Origin of the sequence: Pseudomonas sp. LTR0, assembly GCF_036630035.1 — a bacterium.
Lineage (GTDB): Bacteria > Pseudomonadota > Gammaproteobacteria > Pseudomonadales > Pseudomonadaceae > Aquipseudomonas > Aquipseudomonas putida_Y.
Genome location: NZ_CP123734.1, coordinates 2,564,727 through 2,583,164, shown reverse-complemented (window position 1 = coordinate 2,583,164; position 18,438 = coordinate 2,564,727). Strand labels below are relative to the sequence as shown.

Below are 18,438 nucleotides of genomic sequence, written 5' to 3'. Positions count from 1 at the left end.
ATCCGCATGCCTACTACCCTCTCCCCGTGCCTGCGCCCGTTGGCGCTCATGGCATTGCTGAGCCTGTCCCTGGCCGGTTGCAGCGACAGCGCCGAACCAGACGAACAGGCTCCCACTGCGCAGGTGCGCGTGGAAACCCTGCAACTGCAGCCACTGGCCATCAGCAGTGAACTCAGCGGCCGTATCCTCGCGCCACGCACCGCCGAAGTGCGTGCGCGGGTCGCAGGTGTGGTGCTCAAGCGGGTGTACCGCGAAGGCAGCGACGTCAAGCAGGGTGATGTACTGTTCCTGATCGACCCGGCGCCGTTCAAGGCCGACCACGACAGCGCCCGCGCCACGCTGGCCAAGGCCGAGGCCACCCGGTACCAGGCGCGCCTGCAAGAACAGCGCTACCGCGAACTGGTCGACGACAAAGCCGTCAGCCGCCAGGAGTACGACAACGCCAAGGCCAGTTTCCTGCAGGCCGATGCCGAAGTGGCCGAAGCCAGGGCGGCGCTGGAGCGCGCCCGGTTGAACCTCGGCTATGCCACCGTGACCGCGCCGATTTCCGGCCGTATCGGCCGCGCCCAGGTCACCGAAGGCGCGCTGGTCGGGCAAAACGAAACCACCCCGCTGGCGACCATCCAGCAGCTGGACCCGATCCATGCCGATGTCACCCAGTCTACCCGTGAGCTCAACGCGCTGCGCCGCGCCCTGCGCGCTGGCGAATTGCAACAGGTGGGCGACGGCCAGGCACGCGCCACGCTGATCCAGGATGACGGCAGCGCCTACCCGCTGCCGGGCAAGCTGCTGTTCTCCGACATCAGCGTCGACCCCAGCACCAACCAGATCACCCTGCGCAGCGAGTTCCCCAACCCGGACCTCGACCTGCTGCCTGGCAGCTACGTGCGGGTACGCCTGGAGCAAGCGGTGCAACCCAAGGGGCTGAGCGTGCCGCAACGCGCCATCCTGCGCGACAGCGCCGGTGTGCCCAAGGTGCTGGTGGTAGACCCGCAAGCCCGGGTCAGCGACCGCCAGGTTGTACTGGGCAGCGCCCAAGGCGACCGCTGGATCGTCAGCGAGGGCCTGGCGGCCGGCGAGCGGGTGGTGGTCGAGGGCCTGCAGCACGTCAAGGCCGGTGACCAGGTGCAGGTCGACAATACGCCCGCTGCCCCACCCATCGCACAGCATACCGGCCAGTGAGGGCCTGATTCATGCCGCAATTCTTCATCGATCGCCCGGTATTCGCCTGGGTGGTCGCACTGTTCATCCTGCTGGCCGGCGCGCTGGCCATCCCGCAACTGCCGGTGGCCCAGTACCCCAACGTGGCACCGCCGCAGGTGGAAATCTACGCCGTGTACCCAGGTGCCTCGGCGGCGACCATGGACGAAAGCGTGGTCAGCCTGATCGAACAGGAGCTCAACGGCGCCGACAACCTGCTGTACTTCGAGTCGCAGAGCAGCCTGGGCAGCGCCACCATCACCGCCACCTTCGCCCCGGGTACCCACCCGGACCTGGCCCAGGTCGACGTGCAGAACCGCCTGAAAGTGGTCGAGTCGCGCCTGCCGCGCCCGGTCACCCAGCAGGGCCTGCAGGTGGAGAAAGTGTCCACCGGCTTCCTGCTGTTGGCGACCCTCACCTCCGAAGACGGCAAGCTCGATGAAACAGCGCTGTCGGACATCCTTGCACGTAACGTGATGGACGAGATCCGTCGCCTCAAGGGCGTCGGCAAGGCCCAGTTGTATGGCTCCGAACGGGCCATGCGCATCTGGATCGACCCGCGCAAGCTGATCGGTTTCAACCTCACGCCCAACGATGTAGCCGAAGCCATCGCTGCGCAGAACGCCCAGGTCGCCCCTGGCAGCATCGGCGATCTGCCCAGCCGCAGCACTCAGGAGATCACCGCCAACGTGGTGGTCAAAGGCCAGTTGAGCAGCCCCGAAGAGTTTGCTGCCATTGTCCTGCGCGCCAACCCGGACGGCTCCACGGTCACCATCGGGGATGTCGCCCGAGTTGAAATCGGTGCCCAGGAATACCAGTACGGCACGCGCCTGAACGGCAAACCGGCCACGGCCTTCAGCGTGCAGTTGTCGCCCGGCGCCAACGCCATGGAAACCGCTACCCTGGTACGGGCGAAGATGCAGGACCTGGCGCGCTACTTCCCGGAAGGCGTCAAGTACGACATCCCCTACGACACCTCGCCGTTCGTCAAGGTGTCGATCGAGCAGGTCATCAACACCCTGTTCGAGGCCATGCTGCTGGTGTTCGCAGTCATGTTCCTGTTCCTGCAGAACCTGCGCTACACGCTGATCCCGACCCTGGTCGTGCCGGTAGCATTGATGGGCACCTTCGCCGTGATGCTGGCCTTGGGCTTCTCGGTCAATGTGCTGACACTGTTCGGGATGGTGCTGGCCATCGGCATTCTGGTCGACGATGCCATCGTGGTGGTAGAGAACGTCGAGCGCATCATGGCCGAAGAAGGCTTGCCCCCCAAGCAAGCCACGCGCAAGGCCATGAGCCAGATTAGCGGTGCAATCGTCGGCATCACACTGGTGCTGGTGGCGGTATTCCTGCCCATGGCCTTCATGCAAGGCTCGGTGGGGGTGATCTACCAGCAGTTCTCGCTGTCGATGGCGGTGTCGATCCTGTTCTCGGCGTTTCTCGCCCTCAGCCTGACCCCGGCATTGTGCGCCACCCTGCTCAAGCCCGTGGCCAAGGGCGAGCACCATGAACGCAAAGGCTTCTTCGGCTGGTTCAATCGCCGCTTCGAAAGCATGAGCAACGGCTACCAGCGCTGGGTGGTGCAGGCGCTCAAGCGCAGCGGCCGCTACCTGCTGGTGTACGCGGTACTGCTGGCGGTGCTGGGCTACGGCTTCAGCCAGCTGCCTACGGCGTTCCTGCCCACTGAAGACCAGGGCTACACCATCACCGACATTCAACTGCCGCCGGGCGCCAGCCGCATGCGCACCGAACAGGTAGCCGCGCAGATCGAGGCGCATAACACCGAAGAACCGGGCGTGGGCAACACCACCTTGATCCTGGGCTTCAGCTTCTCCGGTAGCGGGCAGAACGCGGCGCTGGCCTTCACCACCCTCAAGGACTGGTCCGAGCGCAGCGCCGACGACAGCGCTCAGTCGATCGCCGATCGCGCGACCATGGCCTTCACCCAGCTCAAGGACGCGATAGCCTACTCGGTACTGCCGCCGCCCATCGACGGCCTCGGTGAGTCGACCGGTTTCGAATTTCGCCTTCAGGACCGTGGCGGCATAGGCCACGCCGAGCTGATGGCTGCCCGTGACCAGTTGCTCGAAAGCGCCAGCAAAAGCAAGGTGCTGACCAACGTGCGCGAAGCGTCGCTGGCGGAAAGCCCGCAGGTACAACTGGAAATCGACCGCCGCCAGGCTAACGCACTGGGGGTGTCGTTTGCCGATATCGGCACGGTGCTGGACGTGGCCGTGGGCTCCAGCTACGTCAACGATTTCCCAAACCAGGGCCGTATGCAGCGGGTGGTGGTGCAAGCCGAAGGTGACCAGCGCAGCCAGGTCGAAGACTTGCTGAACATTCACGTGCGCAACGACAGCGGCAAGATGGTGCCACTGGGCGCGTTCGTTCAGGCCCGGTGGGTCAGCGGCCCGGTGCAGCTGACCCGCTACAACGGTTACCCGGCGGTGTCGATCTCAGGCGAGCCAGCCGCCGGCTACAGCTCGGGCGAGGCCATGGCCGAAGTCGAGCGGCTGGTGGCGCAGCTACCGGCCGGTACCGGCCTGGAATGGACCGGCCTGTCACTGCAGGAGCGGCTGTCCGGTAGCCAGGCCCCCCTGCTGATGGCGCTGTCGCTGCTGGTGGTGTTCCTGTGCCTGGCTGCGCTGTACGAAAGCTGGTCGATCCCGACTGCGGTGCTGCTGGTCGTTCCGCTCGGTGTGCTCGGTGCGGTGCTGGCGGTGACCTTGCGCGGCATGCCCAACGACGTGTTCTTCAAGGTTGGCCTGATCACCCTGATCGGCCTGTCGGCGAAGAACGCCATCCTGATCATCGAGTTCGCCAAGCATCTGGTAGACCAGGGCGTGGACGCCGCCGACGCCGCCGTGCAAGCGGCCCGCCTGCGCCTGCGGCCGATCGTGATGACTTCGCTGGCGTTCATCCTCGGCGTGGTACCTCTGGCCATCGCCAGCGGCGCAAGCTCTGCCAGCCAGCAGGCGATTGGCACCGGGGTGATCGGCGGCATGCTCAGCGCCACGCTGGCGGTGGTGTTCGTGCCGGTGTTCTTCGTGGTGGTGATGCGCCTGTCACAGCGACGCCAGGCGCATGACAGCGACGGGCAACCCGTGCCCCGCGAAAGCTGACTGGACAAGCCCCGCGTGAAATGGGAGGGTTCCCGGCAATGACTGCCCGGAACCCTTTTTCATGCCTGACGCACTCCCCCCCTGCTCCATCCTCATTCTCGCCGGTGGCCGCGGCCAGCGCATGGGCGGCCGTGACAAGGGCCTGGTGGACTGGCAAGGCGAGCCGTTGATTGCACATGTTCATCGAGTGGTGCGGCCACTGAGCGACGACCTGGTGATTTCCTGCAATCGTAACCAGGCGGCTTACCGGCCATACGCCGACCGGTTGGTGGGCGATGCAGAAGCCGACTTCCCCGGGCCGCTGGCGGGGGTGATTGCCGGGCTCAGGGTGGCGCGTCATGGGTGGGTGGTGGTGCTGGCCTGCGATGCGCCGCTGGTTGATCGCGAATTGATCGAGGGCCTGCTGCGGCTGGCAGTGACCGGTAACAGCGCGGCAATGGTGCGTCAGGATGGTTTCTGGCAGCCGATGTTCAGCGTACTGCCCAAGCGGGTGTTGCCGGTGTTGGAGCAGGCCTGGGCAGCAGGTGAGCGAAGTTTGCAGAAGGCCCTGCTGCGCGAGGCGGTGCAAGGGCTGGAGTGCGCCGAGAGTGATCGCCGGCTAAGCAACTTCAACAGCCCGGACCGGCTGCAAGACTGAGGGCATGACATCGCCCCAACAGGTAATCCACAACACTTAAGGACTGTGTTGCCTTCAGCTTGCGCACGTAAAAGGTCATCTGGAAGACAGCTCTTCGACACTAATCTCGCGCATCCGGAATTTCTGCACCTTGCCCGTAACCGTCATCGGGAACGCGTCGACAAAACGGAAATACCGGGGCACCTTGAAGTGTGCAATCCTTGCCCTCGCCCACTCACGCAACGCTTCTTCACTAGCAGTATGCCCCGGGTGCAGCCGCACCCAGGCCACGATCTCTTCACCGTACTTGCTGCACGGCACGCCAATCACCTGCACATCGGCCACCGCCGGGTGGGTGAAGAAGAACTCCTCCAGCTCGCGCGGGTAAATGTTCTCGCCGCCGCGAATGATCATGTCCTTGCTGCGCCCGACAATACACACATAGCCATGCTCGTCCATCATCGCCAGGTCGCCGGTGTGCATCCAGCCGTCTACGTCGATGCTCTCGGCGGTGGCTTTGGGGTTGTTCCAGTAACCCAGCATCACGCTGTAGCCGCGAGTGCACAGTTCGCCGATCTCGCCACGCGGGACAGTGTTGCCTTCGGTGTCCACCACCTTGCTCTCCAGCCGGGGCTGGGTGCGACCGACGCTAGTCACGCGACGCTCCAGGTCGTCAGCGGCACCGGTCTGCAAGGACACCGGGCTGGTCTCGGTCATGCCATAGGCAATCTGCACTTCGGCCATGTGCATCTCGCCAATCACTCGGCGCATCACCTCGATCGGGCAGGTCGCGCCGGCCATGATCCCGGTGCGCAGGCTCGACAGGTCGAATTCACTACGCTGCGGATGGTCCAGTTCGGCAATGAACATGGTCGGCACGCCATACAGCGCAGTGGCTTTTTCCTGCGCCACTGCCCGCAACGTGGCTAGCGGGTCGAAGGCATCGCTGGGGTAAATCAATGCGCTGCCGTGGGTCATGCAGCCGAGGTTGGCCATGACCATGCCGAAGCAGTGATACAGCGGCACCGGCACCACCAGCCGATCGTGCTCGGTGAGGCCCAGGCTTTCGCCGACCATGTACCCGTTGTTGAGGATATTGCTGTGGCTAAGGGTGGCTCCCTTGGGGAAACCGGTGGTGCCTGAGGTGTACTGGATGTTGATCGGGTCGTCGCAATGCAGTTGTGCCTGGCGTGCGGCCAGGGCCTCCCCGCTGACAACCTCGGCACGGGCCTGCAATGCGTTCCAGGCCAGAAACCCGGGCGGTGGCGACAGCGCCAGGCTGACCACGCCACGCAGCTCGGGGAAGCGCTCACAGATCAGCGCGCCCGGTTGGCTGCTGGCCAGGCCCGGGAGCAGGCCCTGCAGCATGGCGTGGTAATCGGAGGTCTTGAAGGCGTCGGCACAGATCACCCAGCGGCAGCCGGACTGGCCAAGGGCGTAGTCCAGTTCGCTGGAACGGTAGGCCGGGTTGATGTTGACCAGGATCGCGCCAACCTTGGCGCTGGCGAACTGGGTAATGCACCACTCGGCGCAGTTGGGTGCCCAGATGCCAAGACGGTCACCGGGCTGCACGCCCAGGGCCAGCAGCGCGCGGGCATGCTGGTCGACGGCGTCGCCCAGTTGCCGCCACGTGTAGCGCAGGGCCTGATGGTGCACCACCAGCGCCTCACGGTCGGGGAAGCGGGCCACGGTGGCGTCGAAGGCGTCGCCGATGCATTGGGTCAGCAGGGGCTTGTCCTGGTTGCCCTGGGTGTAGCTTGGCTGGGGCATGGGCGTTCTCTTGTTGTTCTTGTGTTTTCTGTGCTGGCTTCTTCGCGGGTGAACCCGCTCCTACAAAAAGCTGCACCGGCCTCAAATGTGGCGCCGTCCTTTGTAGGTTTACCCGCGAAGAAGCACACACCGTTTTAGCGAACGAACACCTGCGGCGTCGTGGTAGACATGTCACCACCCGGCAGCTTGATGTTCTTCACCTTTTCCAGCGTATCCGGGTTGAACACCGCCAGGTCATTGAAGGTGCCACCCAGGTAAAGCTTGTCGCCCTTCTTGTCGAACGTCACGCAGTAGTAGGTGTGCTCCAGATTAGCCGCCTTGATCAGCTTGCGCTGTTTGATGTCGTACTTGGCCAGGCGGTTGAGCACGCCGTAGATCTGGTTCGGGTCCTTGGGCGAGCGCAGGCCGGTGAAGTACAGCTCGGTCAGGTCGGCGAACTCCTGGGTGTGGGTCTTACCGGTCTTAAGGTCGATGCTCAGGTAGCCATACAGCGGTTCGGCGGTGGCCGGGTCCTGCTTGTCATCCTTGAACTTGGCAATGGTGTACAGCATGGTGAACTCATGGCGCGGGCTCTGGTGCGGCCAGAAGTACAGCACATCCGGGGCGCTGTAACCTTTGCGGTTCCAGTTGCGCAACGGCAGGGCCACCGTGTATTTGCCGGTCTTCACGTCCATCTTGTAAATATCCGGCCCGGCAACGTACAGGCTGCCATCGTCGGAGGCGCGCATCAGATACACCTGGCGCGGCATCGGGAAGGTGCGTACGGGCTTGGCCTGAAGGCCATCAGCGGTGCTGAACACCTCCAGCCGCGGTGGTTTGACCACGTAATGGTCGTTCAGCATCTGGGTCGGGTTGACCGTGGCGTACACCTCTTTGCCATCGGGGCTGATGGCGAACGAGTATATCGACCGGCCAACTTCACCGGCTACGCTGGACAGGTTGGCGTGGAAGGTGTTCTTGCAGGTGTCCAGGTCAATGCCGTAGATGTCGCCGTAATGGTTGTTGAGCACGTAGGCGGTGCGGTTGTCCGGCGCCATCATTGCGGTGCCAGGGCCGAACTTGTCGGGCATCCGGCAGCTTTTGAAGACCGTGTCACTGGCCACATCGACCACATGCAGGTTGTTTGGGTAGTTGGTCACGATCATGTATTCGTGGCCAGCCTTCAGTGCCGGGCCAGTATCGTCGGCCTGTGCCAGCCCGGCGCAAGCCATGGCGGCGATGGTGAGCGCCAATGGCGCGCAGCGTCCAGCTTTCATGCGGTTTCCCCTTGTCATTCTTGTTGGGCCGTCACTTGTCTTTCGGGAACACGGTGCCGAGGTTGCGCCAGTCCTCTGCCGAGTTGGTCGCCTGGGCGTTCCAGTCCTGGTAGGTGCTCATCATGTCCGGCACCTGGGCCGGCCACCAGCAAGGGTCGGAACAACCATAAAGGTCAGCCTCCATCGGCTGGCACAGCGAGCTCACGCCGCCAAAGGCGTCCACCTCCCAGCCCGGGTCGGTAGTGGCCGTGCAGCCTGCCACCGCGCTCATTGCCATCACTTCTTCGACACGGTCTTCGGCGGCGGCCTGCTCCAGGATGCGCGCCTTGTTGTTCAGGGGCTTCAAGTGCTTCATGTCAATGCGCCTTCCGCGGGGTGATGTAGCGATCGATGAAGGCCGGGTTGACGGCCATGATGCGGCTGTAGACTTCAATGCCGAAGTCCACCCAGTCGCGCATCAGTTCGCAGTAGTGGTAAGTCGGGTGCTGCGGGTCGCCGTAGCGCGCATAGCTTTCGTGGTAGCAGCCGCCGGAGCACAGGTTGCGAATACGGCAGCTTTCACAGCCGGTGTTGCTGCGGTCCAGGCGCTGCGACAGGAAGTCGTTGAGCTGCGCCTGCTTCACGCCCTGGTGCACGTTACCGAAGGTGGGCAGGCTGGAGCCGGTGAAGCGGTGGCACAGGTTCAGCTCACCTTCGTGGTCCACCGCCAGCATCTTCAACCCGGCGCCACACGGCAGGGCCTTCTTGTGGCCTTCGTGGATGTCGGTGATCAACTGGTGCAGGTTGGAGAAGCCGATGTTGCGGTGCTCCAGTGCCGCCTCCAGGTAGCGCCGGCCGAGTGCCTTCATGTTGGCGAAGACCTGCACCAGCTCTTCGCCAGTCAGGTTGAAGTCGGCCATGTCGCCGGAGGTAACCGGGGCAAAGCCAACCTCGGCGAATCCCATTTCGTTGAACAGGTGGTTCCAGATGGTTTCAACGTCGGTAATGCCACGGGTCAGCGTAACCCGCGCCCCCACCGGCCGGCTGGTGTAGCGCGACAGCAGCAGGTCGGCCTTGCGCCGCACCACGTCATAGGTGCCCTGCCCGCCCACGGTAATACGGTTGCGGTCGTGCACGGTCTTGGGGCCATCGATGCTGATCGACAGGCCAAAGCGGTGGGCGTTGAGCCAATCGATGATTTCTTCGGTCAGCAAGGTAGCGTTGGTGGTCATGATGAATTCCACCTGCTTGCCTGCCTCGGCGAATCGCCGCTCGCAGTAAGCCACCATGTGCTCGATCAACGGCCGGTTGGACAGCGGTTCGCCACCGAAGAACACCACGCTGTAGCGCTGCTCGTCAGGTGATTCCTTGAGCAGCATCTCCACCGAGGCTTCGGCGGTGGCGGTGCTCATCTTTTTGCCGGCGGAAGGCTTGTCCAGGTCTTCCTTGTAGCAATAGGTGCAGCTGAGGTTGCAGCCGGTGTTGACGTTGAGCACCACGGTGTTCAGCGCGGTGCGCTCGACCTGCCTGAGGGCGATTTCCGGGGTCAGCGGCGAGCCGTCGCTGACCAGCTCCAGCGCGATCAGCTCGCGCAGGGTGTCCTGGATATCGTCTCCGGCAAACTGCTGGCCAAGGCGCTGCATCAGCTCCTCGGCCGAGCAGCCTTGCTGGCGCAAGGTGTCGATGATGCCGCCGGTCACCGCATCAGCGGTGAACAGCGAACTGCTGGGGATGTGGAACAGCATGCGGTCGGCATCAACCTGTACTTCGTGCAGGTTGCGTTCGACCAGGTTCAGTAGTACGCCCATGGCGACCTCCCGATAATCGATCCGTTGGAAAACCGTTGCAGCCTGCCGTTATGGCAGCGGCGGGTTGTTCCAGCGCTGTACGGTGACGATCATGTGCCCTTCGCCGGTCTGGCCACCGTCGGCCAGCGTGGCGATGACCTTGAGGTTACCGGCGTTGTTGGTCATCATCTTGCGCTCCGGGTTGGGCCCGGCACCGCCTGGCACGAACACGCCATCGGCCTGCATCTGCCCGGCGAACTTGACGTCTTCATCCTCGACAGCACGCTCGTTGAACGGCTCGACCTTCCAACTGGCCGGCAGGTAACCGATACGCAATGGCTGGCCATCGGCATCCTTGCCCCAGGCTTCAGCCTCGAAACGCCCCTGCACTTTCGGCACGGAGGCGCCGTTCTCGCCAATGCGCGCGATGGAGAACGCCGGCACGACCTTCACTTCGTCGACTTTGTCGTAAACCGCCAGGTTCACGCCCTTGAGCGCACCTACCGCCACCTCGCGCAGGCCTGGCCTGGCATCGGCCGCGGCGCGGGCCTTGACCCTTACCAAGGTCGGGGTCTGCTCCAGCACTTCGGTCACTTCCACCCCGGCGCCCAGGTCCGGCTTGCCAGACAGGCCGCTGCCAACCAGGGTAATTTCGCTTTCGCCGCCGGCCTTGATGAACGCCGGTTGCACCGCCAGCAACTGCGCTTTGCCTTCCTTCACGGCGCTGAAGTCCAGGCCGCGCTCATCGTGATCGGCTTCGAACATACGGCCTTTCATTTCGCCATCCAGCGCAGCGAACACCTGACGCAGGTTGGTATCGCCAACCTTCACATTGCCGCGCCATTCATAACCGTTGTACAGGATGGCCGAGCCGCTGCCGTTGAACGGTGTACCGTCGGCGTAAGCACCCTTGACCTCGACCTTGAAGGTATCGCCCTCTCCGGCCGTGACGCTCATCACCCCACGTACATCGCCCTTGGCCAGCATATGGCCGCTGAATGCCCACTGCCCCGGCAGTACGTCCGCCTTGGGTTTGGCCTTCTGCCATTCGGCCCAGGCGGTGCTTTCCATCGGGTAACGCTTGGCAAGGTCCGGCACCACTTGCTGCAGGGCGATCGGCAGCCAGTCGCGGTCACGCGCCTGGGCCTGGTATTCAAGGGACGGCCATTGGCCAAGGTGGAAGTTGACCAAGTGTTCCCACTCCTTGGCCGGACGCCGTTGCAAGGCAACACGAGCACCCGAGTGGCAACGGCCACAGGTCTCGCTGAGCTGGGTGTCGAAGTGCTCGACGGTATTGAGCCGGCGCTCCATGGCGTAACGCACGCCATCGGTTTCGCTAGGCGCCAGGCCCTGCTTGTCGGCCAGGTATTTGACCAGCGTGCGACGGTCGTCGTCGCTGATCTGGAGGCCATGCATCACCTGCATGCGGGCGATGCTCATCAGCCAGCCTTCCGGCGTCTTGCGCTGGTGGCTGATGCGGCTATAGGTGTCGTTGCCTTCGGGGATATGGCACCCCATGCACTTGTTCTGCAACAGGCTCGGGCCCTGCTCGGCCGCCATGGCCTGGGTGCTCAGCAGCGCGGCGGCGACCAGCGCCAGTTTGCCCGCATGCCGCCGGAGTCGAGTCGTCTTCAAGGTCAGACCTCCACGGTTGTTGTTCTTATCGTTTTCGCACGCTTTGGTACAGCAGGTGTGCATGTGACGGTTGTGATACAGGAACTGTGCCAGTTGCGGTAAAAACGTTTCCTTTCAACCTTTTAAGCGGTTTTCGAGGTTTGGCCAGCAGCCGGGATGGCCATTTGCAGCGTGCCATTTCGCGACAGGGTGTTTCATGTTGAGACAGGGCCCGCGAAGACGCCGAACAGCCACTGTTTCACCACCGTCTCACATCGTCTCAATGTGCAACAGGGCAACCCGGCAATCGCAGCCTTGCGCTCAGGCAAAACCCAACGCCCACAACGCTTTGCGGCCATCTGCCCACGTTGGCACGGCCATTGCGCCAGTGCCCGTCACATCCAATGACAAGAGGCACAGCCCCATGCTTTCCGAACTGCCCATCCTGCCTGCCACCCGCGCCTTTCTCGAACGCAAGCTGAAGATGCGCATCGGTGCCGACTGGCAGGACGCCGCCAGCGGTCGAACCCTGTCGTTCCGCAACCCGGCCACCGGCGAGGTGCTGGGTGAAGTGCCGGCCGCCGAGGCCGAAGATGTCGACCGCGCCGTGCGCGCTGCGCGCCAGGCCTTCGACGACTCGCCCTGGAGCCGCATGCGCCCACGCGAGCGGCAGAACCTGCTGTGGCGCCTGGCCGACCTGATGGAGCGCGATGCGCGTCAGCTGGCCGAACTGGAATGCCTGAACAATGGCAAGAGCGCCGCCGTGGCCCAGGTGATGGACGTGCAACTGGCCATCGACTTTCTGCGCTATATGGCGGGCTGGGCCACCAAGATCGAGGGTAGCACCGTCGAAGCCTCCATGCCGTTGATGCCCAACGACCAGTTCCACGGCTTCGTACGCCGCGAGGCAGTGGGCGTGGTTGGCGCCATCGTCGCCTGGAACTTCCCGCTGCTGCTGGCTTGCTGGAAGCTCGGCCCGGCACTGGCCACCGGCTGCACCGTGGTGCTCAAGCCTGCCGATGAAACCCCACTGAGCGTGCTCAAGCTGGCCGAACTGGTCGACGAGGCCGGCTACCCGGCCGGTGTGTTCAACGTGGTTACCGGTACCGGCCTGAACGCCGGCGCCGCGCTCAGCCGCCACCCCGGCGTAGACAAACTGACCTTCACCGGCTCCACCGAGGTCGGCAAGCTGATCGGCAAGGCGGCCATGGACAACATGACCCGCGTCACCCTGGAACTGGGCGGCAAGTCGCCGACCATCGTCATGCCCGACGCCAACCTGCAGGAAGCCGCAGCCGGTGCGGCCACGGCGATCTTCTTCAACCAGGGCCAGGTGTGCTGCGCAGGCTCGCGGCTGTATGTGCACCGCAAGCACTTCGACAACGTGGTGGCCGATATCGCCGGGATCGCCAATGCCATGAAGCTGGGCAACGGGCTGGACCCGTCGGTGCAGATGGGCCCGTTGATTTCAGCCAAGCAGCAGGACCGCGTTACCGGCTACATCGAGCTTGGCCGCGAACTGGGCGCCACCATCGCCTGCGGGGGGGAAGGTTTCGGGCCTGGTTACTTCGTCAAGCCGACGGTGATTGTCGATGTGGACCAACGTCACCGCCTGGTACAGGAAGAGATCTTCGGGCCGGTGCTGGTGGCGATGCCATTCGATGACATCGACGAAGTGATCGGCATGGCCAACGACAACCCCTACGGCCTGGGTGCAAGCATCTGGTCCAACGACCTGGCCGCGGTGCACCGCATGATCCCGCGCATCAAGTCCGGCTCGGTGTGGGTCAACTGCCACAGCGCGCTCGACCCGGCACTGCCGTTTGGTGGCTACAAGATGTCTGGCGTTGGTCGTGAGATGGGTTCAGCGGCCATCGAGCATTACACGGAGCTGAAATCGGTGTTGATCAAGCTCTGATCTTTTTCCTGTACCGGCCTCTTCGCGGGTAAACCCGCTCCTACACCAGGTATCACATGCCCTGTAGGAGCGGGTTCACCCGCGAAGAGGCCGGCACAGGCAACAAAAAAACAACAATAAAAACCATGGAGCAAACCCATGAGGCACACACTCGCCTGCACATTGGCCCTGCTGTTAACCGCACCCGCCACCCAAGCCTACGAGCTGTACAACCACGATGGCACCAGCCTCAACGCCGACCTCGAAGCCCTGTTCGGCGTCTTCCATAGCGACGAAAGCTTCAACCAGGCCGGCAACCGCCAACCCGGCAGCACCGCCTGGCAGGAAGGCTACGTAAAATACGGCCTCAGCGGCAGCCAGACCCTGGCCGATAGCGGCACCCTCTACGGGGCCTTCAGCCTGCTCAGTTCCGCCACCTGGGGCGATGGCGACGCCGCCGGCCTGACCTTGGGCGACGAACGTCGCACCGCCATCGAAGACCTGTACCTGGGCTGGCGCTCGGCCAACCTGTTTCCGGTGCTGGGTGAAGATGGCGTCGACATTTCCGGTGGCCGCCAGGTCGTCACCCTGGGCGATGGTTTCCTGATCCAGGGTGACCCGGTCAACCTTGGCAAGGTCGACCTGGGGGCCAACTTCGATCGCGGCGGTGCCTACTACCTTGCTGCACGCAAGGCCTTCGACCGCACCGCCGTGCTGCGCCTGGGCGGTAACCAGGGCTGGCGCGGTGACCTGATGTGGTTGAAGTCCGACAACCACTACCAGGCCGACACTTCCCTGGCGGTAGCCAACCTGGAGCACGTCACCGACACCGGTACCGTCGGCCTGAGCTGGATCCGCGGCCTCGACGTGGACCAGCGCTATGCGCAGATCATGGGCCTGGAACACCGCGACGGCATGGACACCGCCAGCCTGCGCGGGCGCGGCAACCTGGGCGTCAAAGACCTGGAGCTGGCCGCCGAGTACGTGACCCAGGACAAGAGCGGCGGGCGCGAGAATGCCTGGTACCTGGAGGGCAACTGGACCTTCTCCCAATTGCCCTGGTCACCTACGGCCACCTACCGCTACAGCCGCTTCTCCGAAGGCTTCGACCCGCTGTTCTATGGCCTGAGCCGGGGTTACGGCACCTGGTTCCAGGGTGAAGTGGCAGCCAACTATGCCGGGCCGTTCAACAAGAACAGCCAGGTGCACCATGTAGCGCTGAAGGGCAAGCCACGGGACAACCTGACCGTCGGCGCGCTGTACTTCGACTTCGACACGCTGGACACCGACCAGGGCAACCTTGGCGGGCGCGAGCTGGACCTGTATGTGGAATGGATGGTCAACGACCACCTGCTGATCAGCCCGGTGGTGGGGTTCTACAAGCCGGAGCGCAGTGCGGCCAATGGCGGCACGCAGCTGGGTGGGCGGGATACCGGGACTTACATGCAACTGGTCGTCGGTACCTTCTTCTGATCCGACATCCTGGGGCTGCTTCGCAGCCCCGACAATCTCAAACCAACCCCTGCTCCCCCAGCCACCGCCGCACCATCCTCTGCTGTTCACCCGCAAGCCCTGACAACACCGCCTCAACAGGCCGGCCACTGCGTATTTTTTGCACCACAGGTGCCAGTTCCACCCCCTGCAAATGCCACACCCCCAACGGCTGATCCGCTGTCACCACCACCTCTGCTGCATCCACCAGCCCATCACGCAGTACAGGCCGTCGCTCAACCCGCACCGCTTGCCAATCAGCCGCCTGATGCAGGGGGTGCGCATCCGGCCAACCCTGGCGCCGGGCCCAGAACGGTTGCCCCACCCGGCGTTGTTCCTGGGCATAGAAATCCCGGCCAATGCGGGCAAAACGCAGGAACAGCTGCTCGACCCGCTGCTGGTGAAACTGCCGCGCCAGCTCAGCCCGCTCAGGCCTGCGCAGCAACGTATTGATCACCACCGGCGCCTGCAATGCCGAAGAGAGCGACTGAAAAATCCCGTTGCCCGACAGCGGGTCAACGGCCATCGCGGCATCCCCCACCCGGATCCAGTCCTGCCCGACACATTCACCTGCCAGAATGGCGGTACTGCTGCGTGCATGCACCTGTGCCGGGATCAATGCCTGACCGTCGAACAGCTCGGCTACCAACGCGCTGCGGCCCCGCAACGCCACGCAGTAAGCTGCCAACCCAGCTTTCCCCGGCAGCCCGGCAGCCTCCTGGGTGACTTGCCAGTAACAGCGGCCATCTTCCAGCCGTGCCATCCACGCCCAACCATCCTCCAGGCTCTCCACCGCCGACGCAGGCGCACCGGGGCTACCCTGCCAGACATTGAGCAAGCTGACCGTTTCCGGCCCACGCAGGCGGTCTGCGGCCAGGGGAGCCTGTCGGCCTCGGGCCTCAACCAGGAAATCAGCGGTCAGCACCTGCCCATCGTCCAGGCGCACATGATGACCGCCCCCCTTCACGACCTCACGCACCCGCCCCTCGACCACACGTACACCTGCGCGCTGAAGGTCTTCGCGCAACGCCTGGTCAAAGCGTTGCCGGTCGAGCAAAAACTCCTGGTTCATGTGCAGGTGCTGGCCGTTCCAGTGCACCTGGCGGGTGGCCGGCATGGCCGCTTGGCTCAAGGCCCCGCCAAGCCCTGCGTGCCGCAAGCCCTCCAGCACCCGCAGCGAAACGCCTTCAACTGCCGCGAAACGGCGCCACTCCGACACCACTGTCACGGTGTGACCCAGCCGCCGCAAGCCAATGGCCGTGGCTGCACCCGCAGGGCCGGCCCCCAGCACCACAATGCGCGGCTCAACCATGGCTGGGCCCTCGACGCTCTGGGCCGATGAAAGCCGCGTGATCGCGCAACCAGTCATGGACCTGCTGGCGATCCCTGCCCGGCTCGTCACGCAGCAAAGCCGCAATCCTTCCGCTCAAAGCCGCACAGCCCAAGCTCGCACCCGCTCGGCCGCCCGCTCCCACATAACCGCCAAAGTCCGCCTGCCGGGTGCCAAGCCAGGACCACTGGCCGGGCGCACAACGCGCATCACCGGTCAGTCGAATCACCCCCGGGTAGATGGCCGGGTATACCGGCCCACCCTGTGCCGGGCTGGATGCACACAACAGCACGCCAGCCGCCAGCGCCTCGGCACAAGCCTGATGCAGCACGGGCCGGTCCTGCTGCAAGCCCAGGCTGAGATTGACCAGCGTGGCCCCCGATTCCACCAGCCACAGCAATGCGGCAGCCACCTGCAACGCACTGGTGCTGGCCTGGGCGCTGAACACCTGGGCCACCAGCACCGACACCGGACCGGCCTCGTGTTGCAAGCTGGCGAGCACCGCACTGCCGTGCCCAAGTTGGTCGGGGAGCATTTCACCTTCGCGCAACTGGCCGTCCTCCAGCCAGAAACGGCGGGCGCCCAGCAAACCGTTGGCCTGCGCCGGCGAGCAGCCGCTGTCGATGATGCCAACACGTATGTCAGTGCCCATGTTTGATCACCTCCTGCGCCAGATTCTGCAACTGGCCGTCATGCAGTTGCAGGTGCAGGTCGGCATCGGCCAGGGTCGAAGCCCGGTGGCTGATCAGAATACGCGTGCGGCCAGCGAACAACTGGTCGATGGCCGCGATCACTTCACGCTCGGTGGCTTCGTCCACCGCCGAAGTGGCCTCGTCCAGCACCAGGATCGCCGGGGCCTGCAATACCGCGCGGGCGATGGCAATACGTTGCTTCTGCCCGCCAGACAACTGCTGGCCACGCTCGCCCAGCAGGCCGTCCAGGCCCAATGGCAGGCTGTCGACCAGGCTGTCCAGCCGCGCCAGGCGCACCACCCGCTCCAGTTCGTCACGGCTGGCCTCGGGCACGCCATAAGCCAGGTTCTGCGCCAGGGTGCCACGGAACAACACGATGTCCTGGCTGACCACAGCGATTTGCCTGCGCAATGCAACAAGGTCGAGGTCGCGCAGGTCGACGCCGTCCAGCAGGATGCGCCCCGCGTCCGGGTCGTAGAACCGCTGCAGCAGGTCGATCAGGGTTGACTTGCCCACCCCGGAGGCACCGCTGATGGCGACTTTCAGGCCACCCGGGATGCTCACCTGCACGTTTTTCAGTACCGCACCCTGGCGCCCCTCATGGGCAAAGCTCAGCGCCTCGAGGCGTAACTCGCCGGGGCCAACGGGGATGGGCTGCGGGTTGGCGGTCTGATGTACCGCTACCGCTTCCTGCTTCAATTCCATCACCCTTCCCAGGCTGACAGCCATGCGCTGCACCGCCACGTACAAGCCCAACAGGCTCTGCACCGGCCCAACCGCCATCCCCATGTAAGTAGAAAAAGCGATCAGCGCGCCCAACTGCCAGGTGCCTTGGATAACCCACCAACCACCCACCAGGAACGCGCAGGCGCGGCACCACGAGGTCAATGTGCCGGGGATGGCCTGGGTGAAGAATTCGGTCACCTGCACCTTCAGCAACTGGCGCATGTAACCTTGCCCAAGCTGGTCCAGGCGCCCTGCTTCCCGGCCTTGCTGGCCGGCCGCCTGGATGAACTTCATCGCCGGCAGGGTCTCGACCAGAAAAGACGACACATCCGCCGAGCGCTCACGCAAGTTGCGCACTTCGCGCTCCACCTTGCGCCGCATCCAGCGCAGCCACAGCACCTCGATCGGCACCAGCAGCGCCAGCAACAGCGACAACTGCCACGACAGCATCAGCATCAACGCCACCGCACCCACCAGGCCGATCACCGCCGACACCGCCGAGAACAGCGAGTCCACGGCAAAGCGCTGGATCTCTGCCACATCGCCATCCAGCCGCGAAAGAATGTCGCCGATACGCCGCCGCCCGTAGAAGGTTGGCGACAACTGCTGCAGATGGCGGTAAAGATCGTCGCGCAAGGCGAACAGGATGCGCCCCGACAGGCGCGTATGCAGGTAGCGGTTGACGCCGGCCAGCACCGTGCCCAGCAGGCCCGCGCCGATCATGATTGCCGCCATGTGCCAAAGCGTTTGGTAATCCTTGGCCAGCAGCCCTTCGTCGATCAGAGTCTTGACCAGCCAGGGTTGCGCCAGCGCCAGCAGTGATGCACCCAGCGACAAACCGAGCAACAGGCCGATGGCACGCCGGTGTGGGCGCACGAAACCATACAGCCAGGCCAACGCCTGGCGCATGAGTACAGGGTCGCTGGAGTCCACCAGCCTTGCGAACAGGCCGCCCACG

General features: G+C 64.2%; 13 protein-coding genes. 5 read left to right on the top strand and 8 right to left on the bottom strand.

The annotated features are described in order from the left end of the window. Nucleotides 1-6 precede the first annotated feature (6 nt). The 3 genes from QCL51_RS11920 to mobA all read left to right on the top strand — a co-directional run bounded on the left by QCL51_RS11920 (nt 7) and on the right by mobA (nt 4,959). Nucleotides 7-1,182 (top strand): efflux RND transporter periplasmic adaptor subunit, encoded by a 1,176-nt coding sequence (locus QCL51_RS11920; RefSeq protein ID WP_028697189.1) that lies wholly within the window; start codon nt 7-9, stop codon nt 1,180-1,182. Between the two features lie 11 nt (nt 1,183-1,193). Next, nucleotides 1,194-4,322 carry an efflux RND transporter permease subunit gene (locus QCL51_RS11915; RefSeq protein WP_021782952.1) on the top strand — a complete coding sequence of 1,043 codons (3,129 nt, stop codon included), beginning with the start codon at nt 1,194-1,196 and terminating at the stop codon, nt 4,320-4,322. Nucleotides 4,323-4,383: 61 nt separating this feature from the next. Beyond that, nucleotides 4,384-4,959 carry a molybdenum cofactor guanylyltransferase MobA gene (gene mobA / locus QCL51_RS11910; RefSeq protein ID WP_323600600.1) on the top strand — a complete coding sequence of 192 codons (576 nt, stop codon included), beginning with the start codon at nt 4,384-4,386 and terminating at the stop codon, nt 4,957-4,959. A 75-nt stretch (nt 4,960-5,034) separates the two neighbouring features. On the opposite strand, the gene QCL51_RS11905 is transcribed toward mobA, so the two are convergent. The 5 genes from QCL51_RS11905 to peaA all read right to left on the bottom strand — a co-directional run bounded on the left by QCL51_RS11905 (nt 5,035) and on the right by peaA (nt 11,365). After that, entirely contained in the window at nt 5,035-6,708 is a 1,674-nt protein-coding gene (locus QCL51_RS11905) for a fatty acid CoA ligase family protein (protein WP_021782950.1), read from the bottom strand. Nucleotides 6,709-6,842: 134 nt separating this feature from the next. Beyond that, nucleotides 6,843-7,964, bottom strand: coding sequence for a quinohemoprotein amine dehydrogenase subunit beta (peaD, locus tag QCL51_RS11900; RefSeq protein WP_021782949.1), 1,122 nt, complete (start codon nt 7,962-7,964; stop codon nt 6,843-6,845). A gap of 31 nt (nt 7,965-7,995) precedes the next feature. Beyond that, nucleotides 7,996-8,319, bottom strand: a complete 324-nt coding sequence (gene qhpC / locus QCL51_RS11895; RefSeq protein WP_014590799.1) for a quinohemoprotein amine dehydrogenase subunit gamma — start codon at nt 8,317-8,319, stop codon at nt 7,996-7,998. A gap of 1 nt (nt 8,320) precedes the next feature. After that, nucleotides 8,321-9,751: a quinohemoprotein amine dehydrogenase maturation protein gene (peaB, locus tag QCL51_RS11890; protein WP_021782948.1), complete on the bottom strand. Its 1,431-nt coding sequence runs from the start codon at nt 9,749-9,751 to the stop codon at nt 8,321-8,323. A 48-nt stretch (nt 9,752-9,799) separates the two neighbouring features. Continuing rightward, nucleotides 9,800-11,365, bottom strand: coding sequence for a quinohemoprotein amine dehydrogenase subunit alpha (gene peaA / locus QCL51_RS11885; protein ID WP_031322210.1), 1,566 nt, complete (start codon nt 11,363-11,365; stop codon nt 9,800-9,802). 403 nt (nt 11,366-11,768) lie between these two features. Here peaA and QCL51_RS11880 point away from each other — a divergent pair, with 403 nt between their 5' ends. Next, entirely contained in the window at nt 11,769-13,262 is a 1,494-nt protein-coding gene (locus QCL51_RS11880) for an aldehyde dehydrogenase family protein (protein WP_338444867.1), read from the top strand. Nucleotides 13,263-13,400: 138 nt separating this feature from the next. Continuing rightward, entirely contained in the window at nt 13,401-14,714 is a 1,314-nt protein-coding gene (locus tag QCL51_RS11875) for a hypothetical protein (RefSeq protein ID WP_338444866.1), read from the top strand. 37 nt (nt 14,715-14,751) lie between these two features. Here the strand turns inward: QCL51_RS11875 and QCL51_RS11870 are convergent, their stop codons facing one another. From QCL51_RS11870 to QCL51_RS11860, 3 genes are read right to left on the bottom strand one after another with little or no spacing between them, the layout of a single operon-like run. Continuing rightward, nucleotides 14,752-16,044, bottom strand: a complete 1,293-nt coding sequence (locus QCL51_RS11870; protein WP_103469734.1) for a tryptophan 7-halogenase — start codon at nt 16,042-16,044, stop codon at nt 14,752-14,754. Beyond that, nucleotides 16,037-16,714 carry a peptidase S8 and S53 subtilisin kexin sedolisin gene (locus tag QCL51_RS11865; protein WP_338444865.1) on the bottom strand — a complete coding sequence of 226 codons (678 nt, stop codon included), beginning with the start codon at nt 16,712-16,714 and terminating at the stop codon, nt 16,037-16,039. The genes QCL51_RS11870 and QCL51_RS11865 overlap by 8 nt, the downstream gene beginning before the upstream one ends. Next, the gene (locus QCL51_RS11860) at nt 16,704-18,437 is read right to left on the bottom strand and encodes an ABC transporter ATP-binding protein (protein ID WP_021782936.1); all 1,734 of its coding nucleotides are present in this window, start codon (nt 18,435-18,437) and stop codon (nt 16,704-16,706) included. Before QCL51_RS11860 ends, QCL51_RS11865 begins: the two co-directional genes overlap by 11 nt. Nucleotide 18,438: the final 1 nt, after the last annotated feature.